The organism is Rahnella woolbedingensis (assembly GCF_003602095.1).
Lineage (GTDB): Bacteria > Pseudomonadota > Gammaproteobacteria > Enterobacterales > Enterobacteriaceae > Rahnella > Rahnella woolbedingensis.
Map to the genome: position 1 here is coordinate 72853 of NZ_RAHH01000015.1, position 16383 is coordinate 89235.

14 protein-coding genes are annotated in these 16383 nt (G+C 51.3%); 12 read left to right on the forward strand and 2 right to left on the reverse strand.

The genetic code is table 11. The features are described 5' to 3' along the window. Positions 1-228: 228 nt before the first annotated feature. Positions 229-648, reverse strand: coding sequence for a translesion error-prone DNA polymerase V autoproteolytic subunit (gene umuD, locus D6C13_RS14060; RefSeq protein WP_120133348.1), 420 nt, complete (start codon positions 646-648; stop codon positions 229-231). Between the two features lie 225 nt (positions 649-873). Between umuD and D6C13_RS14065 the strand changes: the two genes are divergently transcribed. Further along, positions 874-1914, forward strand: a complete 1041-nt coding sequence (locus D6C13_RS14065; protein ID WP_120133414.1) for an oxidoreductase — start codon at positions 874-876, stop codon at positions 1912-1914. Positions 1915-2110: 196 nt separating this feature from the next. Continuing rightward, the gene (kup, locus tag D6C13_RS14070; RefSeq protein WP_120133349.1) at positions 2111-3985 is read left to right on the forward strand and encodes a low affinity potassium transporter Kup; all 1875 of its coding nucleotides are present in this window, start codon (positions 2111-2113) and stop codon (positions 3983-3985) included. Between the two features lie 34 nt (positions 3986-4019). Here the strand turns inward: kup and D6C13_RS14075 are convergent, their stop codons facing one another. Continuing rightward, entirely contained in the window at positions 4020-4811 is a 792-nt protein-coding gene (locus tag D6C13_RS14075; protein ID WP_120133350.1) for a hypothetical protein, read from the reverse strand. Positions 4812-5033: 222 nt separating this feature from the next. Here D6C13_RS14075 and D6C13_RS14080 point away from each other — a divergent pair, with 222 nt between their 5' ends. From D6C13_RS14080 to D6C13_RS14125, 10 genes are all read left to right on the forward strand, one after another. Then, positions 5034-5801 carry a basic amino acid ABC transporter substrate-binding protein gene (locus tag D6C13_RS14080; RefSeq protein WP_120133351.1) on the forward strand — a complete coding sequence of 256 codons (768 nt, stop codon included), beginning with the start codon at positions 5034-5036 and terminating at the stop codon, positions 5799-5801. Positions 5802-5862: 61 nt separating this feature from the next. Further along, the gene (locus tag D6C13_RS14085) at positions 5863-6627 is read left to right on the forward strand and encodes an amino acid ABC transporter permease (RefSeq protein ID WP_120133352.1); all 765 of its coding nucleotides are present in this window, start codon (positions 5863-5865) and stop codon (positions 6625-6627) included. Continuing rightward, entirely contained in the window at positions 6614-7336 is a 723-nt protein-coding gene (locus D6C13_RS14090) for an amino acid ABC transporter ATP-binding protein (RefSeq protein ID WP_120133415.1), read from the forward strand. The genes D6C13_RS14085 and D6C13_RS14090 overlap by 14 nt, the downstream gene beginning before the upstream one ends. A 113-nt stretch (positions 7337-7449) precedes the next feature. Further along, complete coding sequence (locus tag D6C13_RS14095) at positions 7450-8277, forward strand: serine hydrolase domain-containing protein (protein ID WP_244212695.1); 828 nt, start codon at positions 7450-7452, stop codon at positions 8275-8277. Positions 8278-8346: 69 nt separating this feature from the next. Next, positions 8347-9345 (forward strand): ROK family protein, encoded by a 999-nt coding sequence (locus tag D6C13_RS14100; RefSeq protein ID WP_120133354.1) that lies wholly within the window; start codon positions 8347-8349, stop codon positions 9343-9345. Positions 9346-9585: 240 nt separating this feature from the next. Beyond that, positions 9586-10596, forward strand: a complete 1011-nt coding sequence (locus D6C13_RS14105) for a LacI family DNA-binding transcriptional regulator (RefSeq protein WP_120133355.1) — start codon at positions 9586-9588, stop codon at positions 10594-10596. A gap of 123 nt (positions 10597-10719) precedes the next feature. Then, complete coding sequence (locus D6C13_RS14110; protein WP_120133356.1) at positions 10720-12141, forward strand: glycoside-pentoside-hexuronide (GPH):cation symporter; 1422 nt, start codon at positions 10720-10722, stop codon at positions 12139-12141. After that, positions 12125-13807: a glycoside hydrolase family 32 protein gene (locus D6C13_RS14115; protein WP_120133357.1), complete on the forward strand. Its 1683-nt coding sequence runs from the start codon at positions 12125-12127 to the stop codon at positions 13805-13807. The genes D6C13_RS14110 and D6C13_RS14115 overlap by 17 nt, the downstream gene beginning before the upstream one ends. 47 nt (positions 13808-13854) lie before the next feature. Next, the gene (locus D6C13_RS14120) at positions 13855-15228 is read left to right on the forward strand and encodes a NosD domain-containing protein (protein WP_120133358.1); all 1374 of its coding nucleotides are present in this window, start codon (positions 13855-13857) and stop codon (positions 15226-15228) included. Continuing rightward, entirely contained in the window at positions 15228-16196 is a 969-nt protein-coding gene (locus D6C13_RS14125) for a carbohydrate kinase family protein (RefSeq protein ID WP_120133359.1), read from the forward strand. Before D6C13_RS14120 ends, D6C13_RS14125 begins: the two co-directional genes overlap by 1 nt. Positions 16197-16383 lie beyond the last annotated feature (187 nt).

The window sequence follows — 16383 nt, forward strand, 5'->3', positions numbered from 1 at the left end:
TTTATTAAAAGATGCGCGCAGTTTGCCACAGAACTTAAAATAAAAAAACCATAACTTTCAATGTGTTATAGTATCGGTTAAGAATGTTAGCACAGGCTATATTTGGTTGAAATGCCCGCGAATTGCTGAAAATGGCAGCGGCAGGAATGAAAAATATCAATCATCATAACGATTTATCGCGAGCCGGTATTATTGTGCAGTTCCCCCCCTGCAAAGGCTCGCTCTCCCTCACCGCGCGGCGTAAACAATAAATGTCACCACGCCAAATATCTCCAGCGATTCTTCATCCTGAAAAGTGATCGGGGAATAGTTCGGATTCATCGGAACCAGCTGGAGTACCGGGTGAGTGCGCAATTTTTTCACCGTGAATTCACCGTCCACCGCCGCGACCACGATATCGCCGTCAACCGCTGTCAGTGCGCTGTCCACCACCAGTAAATCGCCTTCGTTGACGTTGGCATCGCTCATCGAATGGCCGGAGACGCGGATAAAATAGGTCGCGCTGGGATGGGCGATCAGCAGCTTGTTCAGATCGATCCGCGATTCCACATAATCCTGTGCCGGAGAGGGAAAGCCGCAAGGTACGCGATCCAGGAATAACGGCAGGGTAATTTTTTGCAGATGTTCTGCGGGGGTATTCAAAATCATGCTCATTTCTCGTGGTACTGGTTTTATATACAGTATTCATGCTGACGGGACATGGATCAAGCCCGTCAGCGGCAAAAAAGAGTATCTGGCTGATCGACGGGAGAATTTATTTTTTGTGCGTAGCAGCAGTGACGCCGTGTGCCTTTTGCCTCAGGAACGCTTTTACTTTGCATAAAGTAATCGATTACAATGTTGCGAAAAGGTGATCTCAAAAGAGGACTGATGATGAGTGAAAAGATTCGGGTCGGGCTGGCAGGCTACGGTTTTGCCAGCAAAACGTTTCATGCCACGCTGATTGCGGGAATGTCTGAAATGGAACTGGCGGCAGTATCGAGCAGTGATTCCACCAAAGTACACGCCGACTGGCCGGGAATGCAGGTGGTGGCGGATCCGCAGAGTTTGTTCGATGACCCGATGCTGGATCTGATTGTGATCCCAACACCTAACGATACGCATTTCCCGCTGGCGCAGGCCGCGCTCAATGCCGGAAAACATGTGATCGTCGATAAGCCTTTTACCGTGACACTGTCACAGGCTAAAGAGCTTGATGCACTGGCTAAATCCAAAGGGCTGTTGCTTTCTGTATTCCATAACCGCCGCTGGGACAGCGATTTCCTGACACTGAAGAAACTGATTGCCGACGGAACGCTGGGCGAAGTGAGTTATCTGGAATCGCATTTTGACCGCTTCCGTCCTGAAGTTCGTCAGCGCTGGCGCGAGATGAAAGGGGCTGGCAGCGGCATCTGGTACGATCTCGGGCCGCACATTATCGATCAGGCTTTGCAGCTGTTTGGTGCGCCGTCGGCAATTCAGGTGGATATGGCGGAACTGCGTCCCGGCGGCCAGACCACCGATTACTTCCACGCTGTACTGTCTTATCCGCAGCGCCGCGTCGTACTGCACGGCAGCATGCTGGTGGCGGCAGAATCTGCACGTTTTCAGGTGCACGGCCTGCGCGGAAGTTACGTGAAATATGGTCTGGATCCACAGGAAGATAATCTGAAAGCCGGCGCTCGTCCACCTGCTGAAAACTGGGGTCATGATGCGCGTGATGGCGTACTGACGCTGGCAGAAAGCGATCAGATGACCACATCAGTCTGCCCGACATTACCGGGTAACTATCCGGCCTATTATCATGCCATCGCCGAAGCCATTCAGGGCAAAGGCGAGAATCCGGTGACCGCTGCTGACGCCATTGCGGTGATGGAATTAATCGAACTCGGCCAGCTTTCCGCCGAAAAAGGGCAGACGCTTCGTCTGCGATAATTTTCTCTGCAATCATCTTTGCGGGCGGCATCAGGTCGCCCGTTTTAACCCTCCGTCCGTTCCCGCCATCTCCTTTCAACATTCTAAATTCTTTGCCGCAAAAGATAACGGTTTGTTAATGAAATGAAGTAAATGTAGCGACTATACTCTGTCAATGGGGCGACACATGTCGTACCGAGAGATTGCGAAGCCACTCATGAAGCATACAAAAAATAAATCATCGCTGCTGACTGTGACCGTGGCGTGTATTGGTGTCGTCTATGGCGATATCGGTACCAGCCCGCTGTATACCCTGCGTGAATGCCTGACCGGACAAGCGGGCATCGCCGTGACCCAAAGTGCGTTATTCGGTTTTCTGTCGCTGATATTCTGGCTCCTGATGCTGGTGGTGTCGGTGAAATACATCAGCTTTGTGATGCGCGCCGACAACGACGGCGAGGGCGGCATTCTGACTCTGATGTCGCTGGCAATCCGTAATATTAACCCGCGCTGGATCCCGGCTATCATGTTTATCGGGCTGGTGGGCGGCAGCTTTTTCTACGGCGACGGGGTGATCACGCCCGCCATATCGGTGCTTTCGGCGATTGAAGGGCTGGAGATTATTGAGCCGTCGCTCGACCGGTTTATCATTCCGTTTTCGATTGCCGTGCTGACGCTGCTGTTTTTTATTCAGAAAAATGGCACCGGCAGCGTGGGCAAAATCTTTGCGCCGGTCATGGTGCTGTGGTTTATCACCATAGGTGCGCTGGGGATTGGCGGTATACTGCGTAATCCCGATGTATTACAGGCACTTAATCCGTACTGGGCGCTGCATTTCTTTGTGGAATTCAAAACCGTGTCGTTCTTTGCCCTTGGCATGGTGGTGCTGTCGGTAACCGGTGGCGAAGCGCTGTATGCCGACATGGGACATTTTGGTAAAAAACCGATCCGCATTGCCTGGTTTGTGCTGGTCGGGCCTTCGCTGGTGATGAATTACTTCGGGCAGGGCGCGTTGCTGCTCAGCAAACCCGAAGCCATTGTGAATCCGTTCTTCCTGCTCGCTCCGGACTGGGCATTGATCCCGCTGCTGATACTGGCCACGCTGGCGACGGTGATTGCCTCGCAGGCGGTGATTTCCGGCGTGTTCTCGCTGACGCGTCAGGCGGTACGCCTGGGCTATCTGCCGCCGATGCGCATCATTTATACCTCCGATGTGGAATCCGGTCAGATTTACATTCCTGTCGTCAACTGGCTGCTGTATTTCGCGGTGCTGATTGCCATCGTCAGCTTTAAACATTCCAGCAATCTGGCGTCGGCGTACGGGATTGTGGTCACCGGCACGATGGTCATTACTTCGGTACTGATTGGCATTGTGATGATCAAAAACTGGGGATGGAAAACCTGGGCTGGCGGGCTGATGATGGCGGCGCTGCTGCTGATTGACGTGCCGCTGTTTGCCGCCAACTTAACCAAACTGTTCTCCGGCGGCTGGCTGCCGGTGGCGATCGGGCTGACCATTCTGCTGATTATGCTGACCTGGAAAACCGAGCGTTCGCGCCTGTTGCGCCGCCTGCGACAGGATCCGGAAGCGCTGGAGGCACTTATCGCCTCACTGGAAAGAGCGCCGCCGAAACGCGTGCCGGGCACGGCGGTGGTGATGTCACGCGGGCAATATGAAGTGCCGCTGGTGCTGCTGCACAATCTTAAACACAACAAAATTTTGCACGAGCGTGTGGTGCTGCTGACCGTGGTGACCGAGGACGTGCCTTACATCCACAACGTGCGGCGCGTCACCATCGAACAACTCTCACCCAGCTTTTGGCGGGTCATCGCCAGTTATGGCTGGCGGGAAACGCCGAATGTGACGGATATTCTCTACCGCTGCGGGCTGGAAGGGCTGAAATGTACGATGAATGAGACGTCGTTCTTTATGTCGCGGGATACTTTTACGCTGGGAGAGCCCCGTCCGTGGTATTTAAAAGCGCGCGGGAAACTGTTCCAGGTGTTGCAGCGTAACTCTCTGCGTGCGCCGGAGCATTATCATATTCCCCCGAACAGGGTGATTGAGCTGGGTGCGATAGTGAAATTCTGAGGACTTTCCCCGCCGGTGAGGCGGGGAAAGCAAATTACGCTTGCGGCGCGGAAGTCAGGTCAGTGATATCCGGCGTGGTCGAGCCTTGCGTCGCCTGTGAAGTTTGCGACGAAGGGGTTGGCGTCAGCTCGGTAACGGCCGGTGTCTGCGTGGCTGGCGCAGCAGTTTGTGTCTGCTGAGTCGCCGCCGGAGTTGCAGGCGTAGCGGTTTGCGTCGGCGGGGTTGCGGCTGGCGCTGGCGTTGTTGCCGACGTTGCAGCAGTTGCCGACGTTTGCTGAGTCGTTACCGGTGCGGCAGCTTGCGTCGCCTGAGTCGTCGCCGGTGTTGCAGTGGCCGGTGCCGCAGAAGCCTGCGATTGTTCGGCGGCTGCCGGTGCTTCAATGTCTTTTGGCAGGGACGGAACCGGTTCTGCCGGAATCGATTCAGACTTCGGCTTCGGTACAGGTGTTGATGCCCGCACCAGGAATGTCGGTTTGAGATTAGCCACAGAATAGGTCACGTGGCTGATAACATCGCGCGATGTTGCCACTTCGACCGGCGCGATAGTGACGCGGCCAATCAGTGAACGGGCATAGCCGCCGACTTTATGTTTACCTTCCGGAAGCTGGACTTCCATGCTCTCGCCAGTTCCCAGCGCACCGGCATCTTTGTCATCAATAGTGACATACAGTTTGGTGCCATCGTCGGTTTTCGTCGGGATGTGTGTCACGGTCACCCGCGTAGAGCCAAAATCGAAAGCCGGTGCCTGGTCGGCGGTTTTCGTTTTTGCGCATCCTGTCAGGGCTAAAACGGCTGCTACAGCAGCCAGGGTGAAACGATAACTCATAATACGACGTTTTCCTTTAAGGGATTTTTGTGATCTGCGTATCAATATACCTGATCCCACGGGAGAGATGAACGCTCTTACAGGGAACTCGGAGGAGTCTGCGATTCACTTCGCCACAGGTCCCTCGTGTCATTTGCGACAATTTTCAGTTGAAGCACTTCGTCAATTTGTGTATTTTTATGCAAATTAACTGCATAAAATAACAATCAAACAGGAGTGACCATGCTTAAGTCGTTAATTTTCACCGGGTGCCTGCTTTCTTCATTAATCACATCTGCTTATGCCGCGCAGACCACTTACGTCGTCGGTTCCGGCGGCACATACCGTCCGTTCGAATATGAAAACAGCCAGAAACAGCTGGAAGGTTTTGATATCGACATCATCAAAGCTATTGCCAAAGCCGAAGATTTTGACATCAAACTGGTTAACACGCCGTGGGAAGGGATTTTTGCGACGTTGAATTCCGGTGATCGTGACATCATTATTTCCGGCATCACTATTACCGATAAGCGTAAAGCGATGGTGGCTTTCTCCGCGCCGTATTTCCCGGCAGAACAGTCCATCGTGGTGCCTGAAGATTCCAAAGTAGATTCTGTGGCTGCGCTGAAAGGGCAGAAAGTCGGCGTGGTGAACTCCAGCACCGGCGATATTGTGGTGTCCAATGAACTGGGCAAAAACAGCACTGATATCAAACGCTTTGATAACACCCCTCTGATGTTGCAGGAACTGGCTGAAGAGGGTATCGGCGCGGCTGTCGGTGATGTGGGCGTGGTGAAGTACTACATTAAATCCCATCCTGAAAAAGCGCTGAAACTGGTACCTGATGCGAAATTCGAACGTCAGTATTTCGGTATTGCGGTTGCCAAAGACAACACCGGGCTGCTGGGTAAAATCAACGCTGGTCTGAAGAAAATCGTGGCTGACGGCACTTACGCCAAAATCTACGAAACCTGGTTTGATAAGAACGTACCGACCCTTCCCGCCAACTAAATATTTCGATTAAACACAACGTGAAGCAGGGGCGGTAAAACGCCCCTGAACAAGGACAGGTATGACCGGATTTCGCTGGGAGATAATCTCAGAATACGCGCCGCTGTTTGTGCAGGGCGCGCTGATGACCATCAAATGCACCATCATTTGTGTGATTTTAGGCACCACATGGGGTCTGTTACTGGGGCTCGGAAGGATGGCCCGCGCCGATGACGGCCCGTGGAAACACGTTTTGCGTTTTGCCGTGCAATGGCCGGTGCGCATTTACGTCAGTGCCTTTCGCGGCACGCCGCTGTTCGTGCAGATCATGGTGGTTCACTTTGCCTTAGTGCCGCTGTTTATTAATCCGCGTGACGGCATTTTAGTGGTGAACGGCCTGATGTCTTCAGATTTAGCCCGTGCGCTGCGCTCCGATTACGGCGCATTTTTATCCTGCGTGGTGGCGATTACCCTGAACGCCGGAGCCTATGTTTCCGAGATTTTCCGTGCGGGTATTCAGTCGATCGACAACGGTCAGATGGAGGCTTCCCGTGCGCTGGGTATGGGCTGGGGCAAAACGATGCGCAAGGTTATCCTGCCGCAGGCGTTCCGCCGTATTCTGCCGCCGCTGGGTAATAACGCCATCGCGATTGTGAAAGATTCCTCGCTGGCGTCCGCGATTGGCCTTGCTGATCTGGCGTATGCTGCACGTACCGTTTCCGGCGCTTACGCCACCTACTGGGAACCCTACCTGACCATTTCACTGGTTTACTGGGTTCTGACTTTCCTGCTCTCGCTACTGGTTCAACACATGGAAAAGAGGTTTGGCAAAAGTGATTCACGTTAAGGATTTACAGAAACAGTTTGGCGAAACCCACGTGTTGCGGGGCATTTCCTGTGATGTCGCAGAGAAAGAAGTGGTGTGTATTATCGGGCCTTCCGGCTCCGGTAAAAGCACCTTTCTGCGCTGCCTGAATGCGCTGGAAAAGCCCAACGGTGGCGAAGTGGTGGTCAATGGTTTTGCAGTGCACGACCCGAAAACCAATCTGAATACGCTGCGTTCCGGCGTCGGTATGGTGTTCCAGCGCTTTAATCTGTTCCCGCACATGACCGTGCTGGAAAACCTGATTATGGCGCCGATGTCGCTGAAAGGTTTATCGAAAACTGAAGCGGTAACGCGTGCCGAAAAGCTGCTGCAAAAAGTCGGTCTGATCGACAAAATCGACGCCTGGCCTTCCAGTTTGTCCGGCGGTCAGCAACAGCGCGTGGCGATTGCCCGTGCGCTGGCAATGGAACCGTCGATCATTCTTTTCGATGAACCTACGTCGGCGCTGGATCCGGAACTGGTCGGCGAAGTGCTGGCGGTAATGAAACAGCTGGCGCTCGAAGGCATGACGATGGTGATCGTCACGCATGAAATGGGCTTTGCTCGTGAAGTGGCCGACCGCGTGGTGTTTATCGATCAGGGTGTGATTCAGGAACAGGGGCCACCGGCGCAACTGTTTACCGCACCGGAAAATCCGCGAACCCGCGAATTTTTGAGTAAAGTATTGTGATCCGGCGGGCGCTTTAAACAGCGCCCGTTTTCTTTGATGTGATGAGGTTCGCCATGCAGAATTTCCATTCGTATTGTATTTCAGCCTCCGGCGAAGAAAGGTCAGAAGGCGATATGCAAGCCCGTTTTCCTTACTGGAGCTTCACGAAAACAGCGATTGCAATTTGCGCGCTGAAACTCAGTGAAAATGGAAATGTGGATTTGAATAACTGTATTGATGGCGAGGCTTACACGCTGCGACAATTGCTCAACCACACCGCCGGTTTGCCGGATTACGGCGCACTGAAAACCTATCACGAAGCCGTCGCCGCGGGAGAAAATCCCTGGCCGCGCGAAAAATTACTCAGTGCCGCTTTGGCCAGAGGCATGCTGTTTGCGCCGGGCGCGGGGTGGGCTTATTCCAATATCGGCTACATGCTGGCACGTGAACACATTGAAGCCGCGTCAGGCCTGAGTTTTGCAAAGCTGGTGGCGGACATCATTACGACACCGCTCAGGCTGACCAGCATCGCGCCTGTCACCACGCGTGAGGAATTCGCACAACTTCACTGTGAAGCCGCCGGGAAATACCCGCCAGGCTGGGTGTATCACGGCTGTCTGGCGGGAAATGTGCGGGATGCGGCCAGACTGTTGCACGGATTATTCACCGGCAAACTGCTGAGTGCCGCGTCAATGGCTGAAATGCAGGTGACAATCCCGCTGGGCGGTGCCCTTGAAGGACGCCCGTGGACAGAATGCGGTTATGCGCTCGGGCTGATGAGCGGTCCGATGGGAACAGCAGGGCGCTCAGTCGGTCATTCAGGTGGCGGACCGTCGTGCGTGAACGCGGTGTATCATTTTCCGGATCTCCGCGAACCGGTGACCGGCGCCTGTTTCACTGACGGGCATCACGAAGGTGTGGCAGAAACTGAGCTGGGCAGGCTTGTGCTGAACATGGCGTAACCGGACGCTCTTATCAATTCCACTTTGTGCTAGATTACCCCCAATTCTTACCCGCATTCCCGAGGCACCATGATCATCCCTTCAAGCCGTACTACCCGTGAAATGAAAATAAATAACGTCGTGCTGGTGACGAATGCATTGAAATCACTGGGGTCGGCGACGAAAGCGGAACTGGCGGGTGCCACCGGCCTGAGTATCGCCACCTGCGGCGCAGTGCTCAATGATCTGAGCCAGCGGCGGGAAGTGCTGGCGCTGGAGCTGGAAGTGTCACGCGGCGGACGACCGGCGCAACGCTATGCGTATAACCCCGATTATTTCTCAGTGCTTAGCATTTACGCGCAGGGCAGTGACGCCGCCGCGCAGATTGTCTGGTCAGTAAACTCAGCGACCGGTGAAAGTCTGGCGCACGGTGAAATCCGCTTTTTACCGCTGGCGCTGGCGACGTTTTACCAGCAAATTGGCAGCCTGATCGCCGGTTATCCGAATATCAAGGCACTGGGCATTGGTCTGCCGGGTGTGGTGGTGAAGGGAACCGTCGCGACCTGCGATATCAGCGTATTTGCCGGTGTGACGGTGGAGCAGCAACTGCGCGAACAGTTCGGGATTTATGTGCAGGCGGATAACGACATGAATTACACCGCGTGGGGTTTTTACCGCAGCAGTTGCGCGGACATCACTGCACCGGTGGCGTATCTCTTTAAACCAGAGGTGCCTTGTCTGGGCTGTGGCATGGTGATTAATGGTCAGGTATTGCAAGGTGCCAGCCAGTTTGCCGGGGAGGTTTCAAACCTGCCGTTTGAAGGACTGGATAAGCTGCCGGTCGCCGAAGAAATGGCGAAGGTGATTGTCTCGCTGACCGCGATTATCAATCCGGCCACCATTGCGCTTTCCGGCCCGAAAATCAGCGAAGCGCTGCTGCCTGAACTGACGAAACTTTGTCAGCGGCACATTCCCGCGCAACATATGCCGCGGCTGACTTACCGTCCGTCGATGCGCCAGGATTATCTGCAAGGCATTACTGAACTGACGCTCAGCAATTACAATCTGCACATCGCATTTGGTGAATAAAGAGCCGCCGGAAAACGGAAATATCCTGCGCCAGGCCTGTTTTTTGTACCGACTATTTATGCCGGGCGTTCAATTCTGTGATTTACCCACGTAAGTTGTTCAGCAATGGCTGATGCAGCTTAAATTGAGCGAAAAAGCAGAGATTCATGTAACGCAACAACATGTGAACTGGCTTACATTTTTGATCTTCATCACAATTTATAGTGACATCATCATTAAGCAGCGCAACGCATCATCATCATGGCATCGATTAAAGACGTAGCAAAAAAAGCGGGAGTCTCTACTGCTACTGTATCTCGGGTACTGAATAACCACCCCAGCGTGATACCCGAAACACGCAAAGCAGTACGTGATGCAATGGATTACCTGTGTTATGTGCCAAGTAAGAGTGCGTTTCAGCTGAGTGGTAAATGTTCCGGGCTGATTGCCGTGGTTGTGCCAAACCTTGTTAACCCTCACTTTTGCGAGTTACTGGCGACATTTGAGGAGGAGGCAAGGTACATTGGAAAATCGGTGATTGTTAAAACACACCAGAATCAGCCTCAGCAGGATAAGCAAATAATCCATACCTTAATTGGTATGGGGATAGACAGTTTGCTGTGGGTGCCGACAGAGGCAGAGGCCGAACTTGCTGAGTGGTTAACCGTTACCAATATTCCGGTCGCAGTGGTCACGCAAGTTTCACGTTTTTTTAATTCCGTTTCTATTAACCAGAGTAAAGGCGCGGAAAGTATTGCGGAGCACTTTATACAAACAGGGCATACGACATTTGGGTTTATTGCACAGGAGTCCGTAGATAATCGTAAAGTGTCCGCCTGGAGTAAAAAGATCACCGGTCAGGGACTGGCTTTCAATAAAGATAATCAGTTCTGGATAGCTAAAGGAGAGGGAGAAAAAACATCGGGGCATATCAGCATACTTGACGAAATTATCGAAAAACTAGCAACTCGTCGAAAGGAGTGCTCATGCCTCTGGGTTTATAATGATGTTGCTGCCAGTTATGTTATCGACGGATTAAAAGAAAAAGGTGTCGATGTGCCTAAGTATATTGCAATCGCCAGTTTTGATAACACCTTACTGGCACAAACCAAACGGATCACCAGTGTTGCACAACCAATAAAAGAAATTGCAAACCTGGCATTTCAGATGGTTAATAATGAAAATAATAAAGGCAGCATAGAAATGCATGAAATTATCACCCGTTTAATTATACGCGAGAGCAGTATCCCTATTAATATTACAACTCTTTAATTTCAGTAGTATCCTATTAGCATTATTGGAAGAATGAATAACATTCTTCTCTATTATCGATATCGGCACTGGTGGTAATAACCAGCGTTTAATTGTATGGCTGCACATTATTGAGGCGAACTTATGTCTGCAACTGCAATAGAAAAGCCAAGCGCTTACGGAAAACTGCGCCTGAAAGAAAAGATCGGTTACGGAATGGGTGACGCCGGGTCCTGCATGATCTGGAGCGTGCTGGCGCTGTATCTGACATGGTTTTATACCGATGTCTACGGGTTAGCTCCCGGAGTCGTAGGGACATTGTTTCTGGTGATCCGTATTTTTGATGCCTTCAGCGATCCCATCATGGGGGCGATTTGCGACCGCACACAAAGTCGTTGGGGGAAATTTCGCCCCTGGCTGTTGTGGATGGCTCTGCCATTTGGTCTCGGTGCCGTATTGATGTTCACCACACCTGACCTGAGTATGAGCGGAAAAATTATTTATGCTTGGGTGACTTATCTGATTATGTCGTTGATTTACACTGCTATTAACATTCCCTATTGTTCAGTAGCGGGCGTGATTACGCTGAACCAAAAAGAGCGCCTGGGTTGTTTGTCGTGGCGTTTCTTTCTAAATGGCCTGGCAACGCTGATTGTTTCTTCCTCCATTTTGCCGTTAACCGACTGGCTGGGTAACGGAAATCGGGCATCCGGTTTTCAGCTGACGATGATGATCATGGGTGGTGCTGCGACACTCATGTTCCTGTTCTGTTTTTCCAGTATAAAAGAGCGAGTTGTTTCGTTTAAGCCCAGCGATTCGTTAAAGAAGGATCTGAAAGATATCGCCAAAAATGACCAATGGTTATTGATGATTTCGATTACCTTTCTTAACGTTTTTCCCGCATTTATTCGCGGTGCGGTGACTATTTATTACGCCACCTACGTGATGAAAGCTTCTGTTGGATTTATCACCTTATTTATGGCGCTCGGTGTGGCCTGCAATATGTTGGGTAGTGTAATAGCCAAACCACTCACTGACCGCTTTGATAAGATTAAGCTGTTCCGTATCATTAATATTATTCTCGGCATTCTCTCTTTCGCACTGTGGTTTGTCGATCCGAAATCCCTGACGCCATTACTCACGTTGTTTGTGATCATTAACATTCTGCATTTAATACAGTCCGGACCGATTCTCTGGGCCATGATGTCCGACGTTGACGATTACGGTGACTGGAAATTCGGCAAACGTCTGACGGGTATTTCTTTTGCAGGTAATCTGTTTATGCTGAAAATGGGGCTGGCGGTGGCCGGGGCAATCGTCGCCTGGATATTGTCATATACCGGCTATATCGCCAATAAGCCACAGCAAAATGAGCAGACCCTACAGGGCATTATTATTATGTTCTCGTTGCTGCCGATGGTGAGTTATTTTATCAGTGCATTTATAGTGCGCTACTTCAAACTCAATGATAGCTTTCTCGAAAAAATAAAAGTCGATCTCGCCAAACGCGAACTGGAAAATGGTTCTGCCCCATCGCAGGAGTGTAAAGATGTCCCTGTCCATTAATGTCAAGCCAGGCCAGCGTATAGATTTATGGCTAAAAGAAACAAAGCCTGCCAATCAGCCCTTATTTTCCATCCGTATGGAAAACGGGGTAGATTTCAAAATCAAAATGGCCCCGCGTTATTACCAGTATTTTACCTGGACTGCATGGCAGGATGGTGTGGCCTGCCTGGAATGGTTGCCGGAGCATAGCGAAATTTCGCTTTGCTACACCTGGCATCCGGACTCTCTGCCCCTGAAAGGGGTCAGCTTTATCGATATCGAAGACAATGACCTGTGTCTGAGAAATGAGCGCGACATAGCCAGGTGGTACCAGCAGGAAGACTTACGCCCGGCGCTGCATTTTTCTCCGCGCACGGGGTGGATGAATGATCCTAACGGTCTGCACCGTAAAGGCGACGAGTGGCACCTGTTTTATCAGTATCATCCACATAGCACTCAATGGGGGCCTATGCACTGGAACCATGCAGTGAGTAAGGATCTTTACCACTGGCGTCACTATCCGGTCTTCCTCCAGCCGGAGCAAAATTTAGCCGCACTGGAAGCCACCGGGGGAGCATTCTCTGGCAGCGCCTTCATTGATGCTCAGGGGCAAACCCGTTTCTGGTATACCGAACGCCTGCCTGCTTACGATCTCTATCGCGGCTACCGTGAGATACAGAAAATGGTCGTGCCGCAAGATAGTTACGACAAACCGGCGCTCGTGAAAACCGTATTAACGGAGCTGCCTCCGGGTGTCGATTGTGATTTTCGCGATCCGAAAGTCTGGTTCGAGGAGGCTGATGCCACCTTTTATATGATCCTCGGTGCATCAGTCAACGGCAGTCCGGCCATGCTGTTATTTCACTCTGACGACAGTGAGGATTGGCAATTTCATCATGTGCTGTATACCGCCCCCTCATACTTTCGCGAAAATGGTGGCCGCTGCGTCGAATGCCCGGATTTCTTCTGCCTCGACGGCACCTGGATATTAATTATCGGTATCGTCGGCTACACAGAGCCGACAACCGGGCGACATAATCTGTTATTTGCACAAACGGGTGATTTCCGGCACGGCTATTTCACGCCCTCAGCGCGACCTTTGCAGATGCTGGATTTTGGCACCGATTTCTACGCTCTGCAGACCTGGGGCGAAAGCGAGAGCCGGACGGGGTTTGCGTGGTTATACAACTGGGCGACACAGAAAAATATCGCTTCAGCGTATTGTGGCGAAATGTCACTACCACGGCGCTTTCATCTGGATCCCCAACAGCAACTGTGCATGACACCGGTATTGCCGCCCGAATCACTCCTTATAAGCAAAGAAATGCTGAGTGACAACATTCCCTGGTGCTGTGCTGAGGGAAGCAAGAGTTGTGTTATCACTTTTGCGCCCACCGGTGATTTTCGTCTGACGTTAACCGGCGACAGTGGTCAGCAGATTAGCCTGCAACATGACGGCGAAAAACTGACGCTGTGTGAAATTGGCCTGGATGACGGACGTTACCATGCGCCGCTCGGCGCTGCAGATGATGTGACGCTCTGTTTCGATGCCGGGATTATTGAAGTCTTTGCCCATCACGGCAGTGTGTGCGGTACGCGACGTTATTACTCAAACAGCAAACTGCATCGGGTACATCTGCACGGAGCCTCAGCCATACTCACCCAATATCGCGCAACTTATGCATAGCAATAATGTTAATTAGCTTCAGTCTATTTCACAGAAGGATTTAATAAATGGCGAGTAACAACTATTACGATGTCACTGAGTGGAATATCGGCAATCCATATCAGGATATTGGCGAGGTCATTAATAGCATCATCGCGGATATTAAAAGCCGGCAAACCGAAACAGATGATAATGAAGGGGGTAAACCCGGTGCTGTCATCTATATTCCGCCAGGTGATTATCATCTTCTCACCCAAATTGTGATAGATATTAGCTATCTGCAGATCGTCGGCTCAGGACATGGCTTTACCTCTTCAAGTATTCGTTATAATACTCCGCAGAGTGAATGGCCAAACTGGCACGAATTGTGGCCGGGCGGCAGTCGTATTCTTGTCGATATGACTGCGCAAGATGACGCAGAGGAATATACTGGTGCTGCGTTTTATGTTGCACGCAGCGGTGATCCACGTATAAGTTCCGTTGAATTTAGTGACTTTTGCATTGATGGCTTACACTTTGTGGATGACGGTTCAGGCAGTGACGATCCGGAAAATAGCTATCTCAACGGTAAAACAGGTATTTATATTGCCAGCGCTCAGGATTCATTTCGTATCTCGGGCATGGGATTCGTTTATCTGGAGCATGGCGTGACGGTGTATAATGCCGATGCGCTATCGATACATGACAATTTTATCGCTGAATGTGGTAACTGCATTGAATTACGTGACTCCGGCCAGGCCTCGAAAATAACCGATAACCTGATCGGTGCCGGATATCGCGGATATTCTATCTATGCACAAAATTTTGGCGGGCTGTTAATTACGGCAAATAATATTTTCCCGCGCGGCAAAAGCTGTGTGCATTTTTCTGGCGTAGTGCGCTCCTCAATCTCCAGCAATAGATTCCATGCATTTTATCCGGGAATGCTGGTGCTGGAAGATGGCAGTGCGGAAAATCTTGTATCTGCAAACCATTTCTTCCGCGAACGCGAACCCTGGGCACCCATGCAAGCCTATAATAACGGGTTAGATGATTTGTATGGCCTGCTGTATATCAATGGCGATAATAACTCTGTTATTGCCAATCACATTTCAGAATCCATAGATACGCAATATATTACGCCAGCGGATGCAACGCCGGTAATAATCCATATTGTTGCGGGAGTGGGGAATTATATTTCTGACAATCATATTGTTGCCACAACCGAAACAACGCAATTACCCACCGCGACAACAGGTTCCTGTTTCTCGACCCAGGTAGGCGCTTTACTGGCTACCGCCGGGCTGGAAGCGCTTAACGTGACAAATGTACTCATAGAAGCAGAGTCAAAACAAAATACCATTCTTGATTCGGGAAGTGATTCACAGGTGGTTATGGATAAGACAGCCAATGCCTTCAGAGCCATTCCTGTTCCGGGTATGCCTGCGGGAGGAGCGCGTTAATGCGTCGCCCTAAAATTGCCTGTATTGGCGAGCTGTTAATTGATTTTGTCTGCACTGATATTGGTGTTGGTCTGAAGGATGGCACAAACTTTCTCAAAAAAGCGGGGGGCGCACCCGCTAACGTTGCCACCGCTATCAATCGTAGCGGTGGGCAGGCAAAACTGGCAGCAAAAGTGGGTGACGATCCCTTTGGCAATTTTCTCATTCAGACACTGGCGACGCAGGGCATTGAGCTTTCCGGGCTAAGACGCAGTGCAACATCAACAACGCTGGCGTTTGTTGCCCTGCAAAGTGATGGCGAGCGGGATTTTAGCTTTCATCGTGGCGCTGATGGTGAGCTGGCATGGCAGGACATTCCTTCCGACTTTCTGGATGATACGGGCATTGTTCATTTTGGTGCCGCCACAGGTTTGCTCGATGGTGAACTCTATGTAACTTGCCAGCGTCTTCTGCGGGAAGCCAGGCAGCGCAACCTGTTGATCTCATTCGATCCAAACTATCGGGATGGATTATGGGGACACAATCCGCAGGAATTTATTACCCGCTGTAAACCATGGTTTCGCGAGGCTGATATTGTCAAAGTCAGTGAAGAGGAGCTGTATTTCATCAGCAACACCAAGTCGAAGGAAGCAGGCTGTCGTTGGTTACATGACGCAGGCGTCAGCTATGTCACCGTGACTTGCGGCAATCAAGGGACATGGGTCAGTCATAAAGCAGGCATGCAACAGCTCGTCCCGTCGATCTGCGTTGATTGCGTTGACTCCACAGGGGCGGGTGATGCGTTTATAGGCGCGCTGTTACAACAGCTCGTCCGGCAGGATTGCGGTTTAGATGACCAGCAGCAATTCCTTCATGCCGTACGCTGGGCCAATATCTGCGGCGCATTAACCTGCACGCGCTTTGGCGCCATTGACGCGATTCCCACAGCAGCCGAAGTCGATGTTTATTTAAAAAATAACCAAGCCTGAACGTGCTCCCCGGTGCGGGATTTACTTCCGCACCGTTCTCATTTTCATCCCCTGTAAATGCCATTCCTTTCTTAATTGCCATGGTCTGTTCAGACATCGCGGAGGACAGATTCCGTTTTTCAGGCGGACCTTCATAACGCCGGTTGACTTTGTTTTATGCGCCCTTATACTGCGGACTTATTAAAAG

What these genes read in the sequence shown, in the direction of transcription:
- umuD (WP_120133348.1), bottom strand. Translation starts at nt 648, where the DNA reads ATGATTTTGAATACCCCCGCAGAACATCTGCAAAAAATTACCCTGCCG.
- D6C13_RS14065 (WP_120133414.1), top strand. Translation starts at nt 874, where the DNA reads ATGAGTGAAAAGATTCGGGTCGGGCTGGCAGGCTACGGTTTTGCCAGC.
- kup (WP_120133349.1), top strand. Translation starts at nt 2,111, where the DNA reads ATGAAGCATACAAAAAATAAATCATCGCTGCTGACTGTGACCGTGGCG.
- D6C13_RS14075 (WP_120133350.1), bottom strand. Translation starts at nt 4,811, where the DNA reads ATGAGTTATCGTTTCACCCTGGCTGCTGTAGCAGCCGTTTTAGCCCTG.
- D6C13_RS14080 (WP_120133351.1), top strand. Translation starts at nt 5,034, where the DNA reads ATGCTTAAGTCGTTAATTTTCACCGGGTGCCTGCTTTCTTCATTAATC.
- D6C13_RS14085 (WP_120133352.1), top strand. Translation starts at nt 5,863, where the DNA reads ATGACCGGATTTCGCTGGGAGATAATCTCAGAATACGCGCCGCTGTTT.
- D6C13_RS14095 (WP_244212695.1), top strand. Translation starts at nt 7,450, where the DNA reads ATGCAAGCCCGTTTTCCTTACTGGAGCTTCACGAAAACAGCGATTGCA.
- D6C13_RS14100 (WP_120133354.1), top strand. Translation starts at nt 8,347, where the DNA reads ATGATCATCCCTTCAAGCCGTACTACCCGTGAAATGAAAATAAATAAC.
- D6C13_RS14105 (WP_120133355.1), top strand. Translation starts at nt 9,586, where the DNA reads ATGGCATCGATTAAAGACGTAGCAAAAAAAGCGGGAGTCTCTACTGCT.
- D6C13_RS14110 (WP_120133356.1), top strand. Translation starts at nt 10,720, where the DNA reads ATGTCTGCAACTGCAATAGAAAAGCCAAGCGCTTACGGAAAACTGCGC.
- D6C13_RS14115 (WP_120133357.1), top strand. Translation starts at nt 12,125, where the DNA reads ATGTCCCTGTCCATTAATGTCAAGCCAGGCCAGCGTATAGATTTATGG.
- D6C13_RS14120 (WP_120133358.1), top strand. Translation starts at nt 13,855, where the DNA reads ATGGCGAGTAACAACTATTACGATGTCACTGAGTGGAATATCGGCAAT.
- D6C13_RS14125 (WP_120133359.1), top strand. Translation starts at nt 15,228, where the DNA reads ATGCGTCGCCCTAAAATTGCCTGTATTGGCGAGCTGTTAATTGATTTT.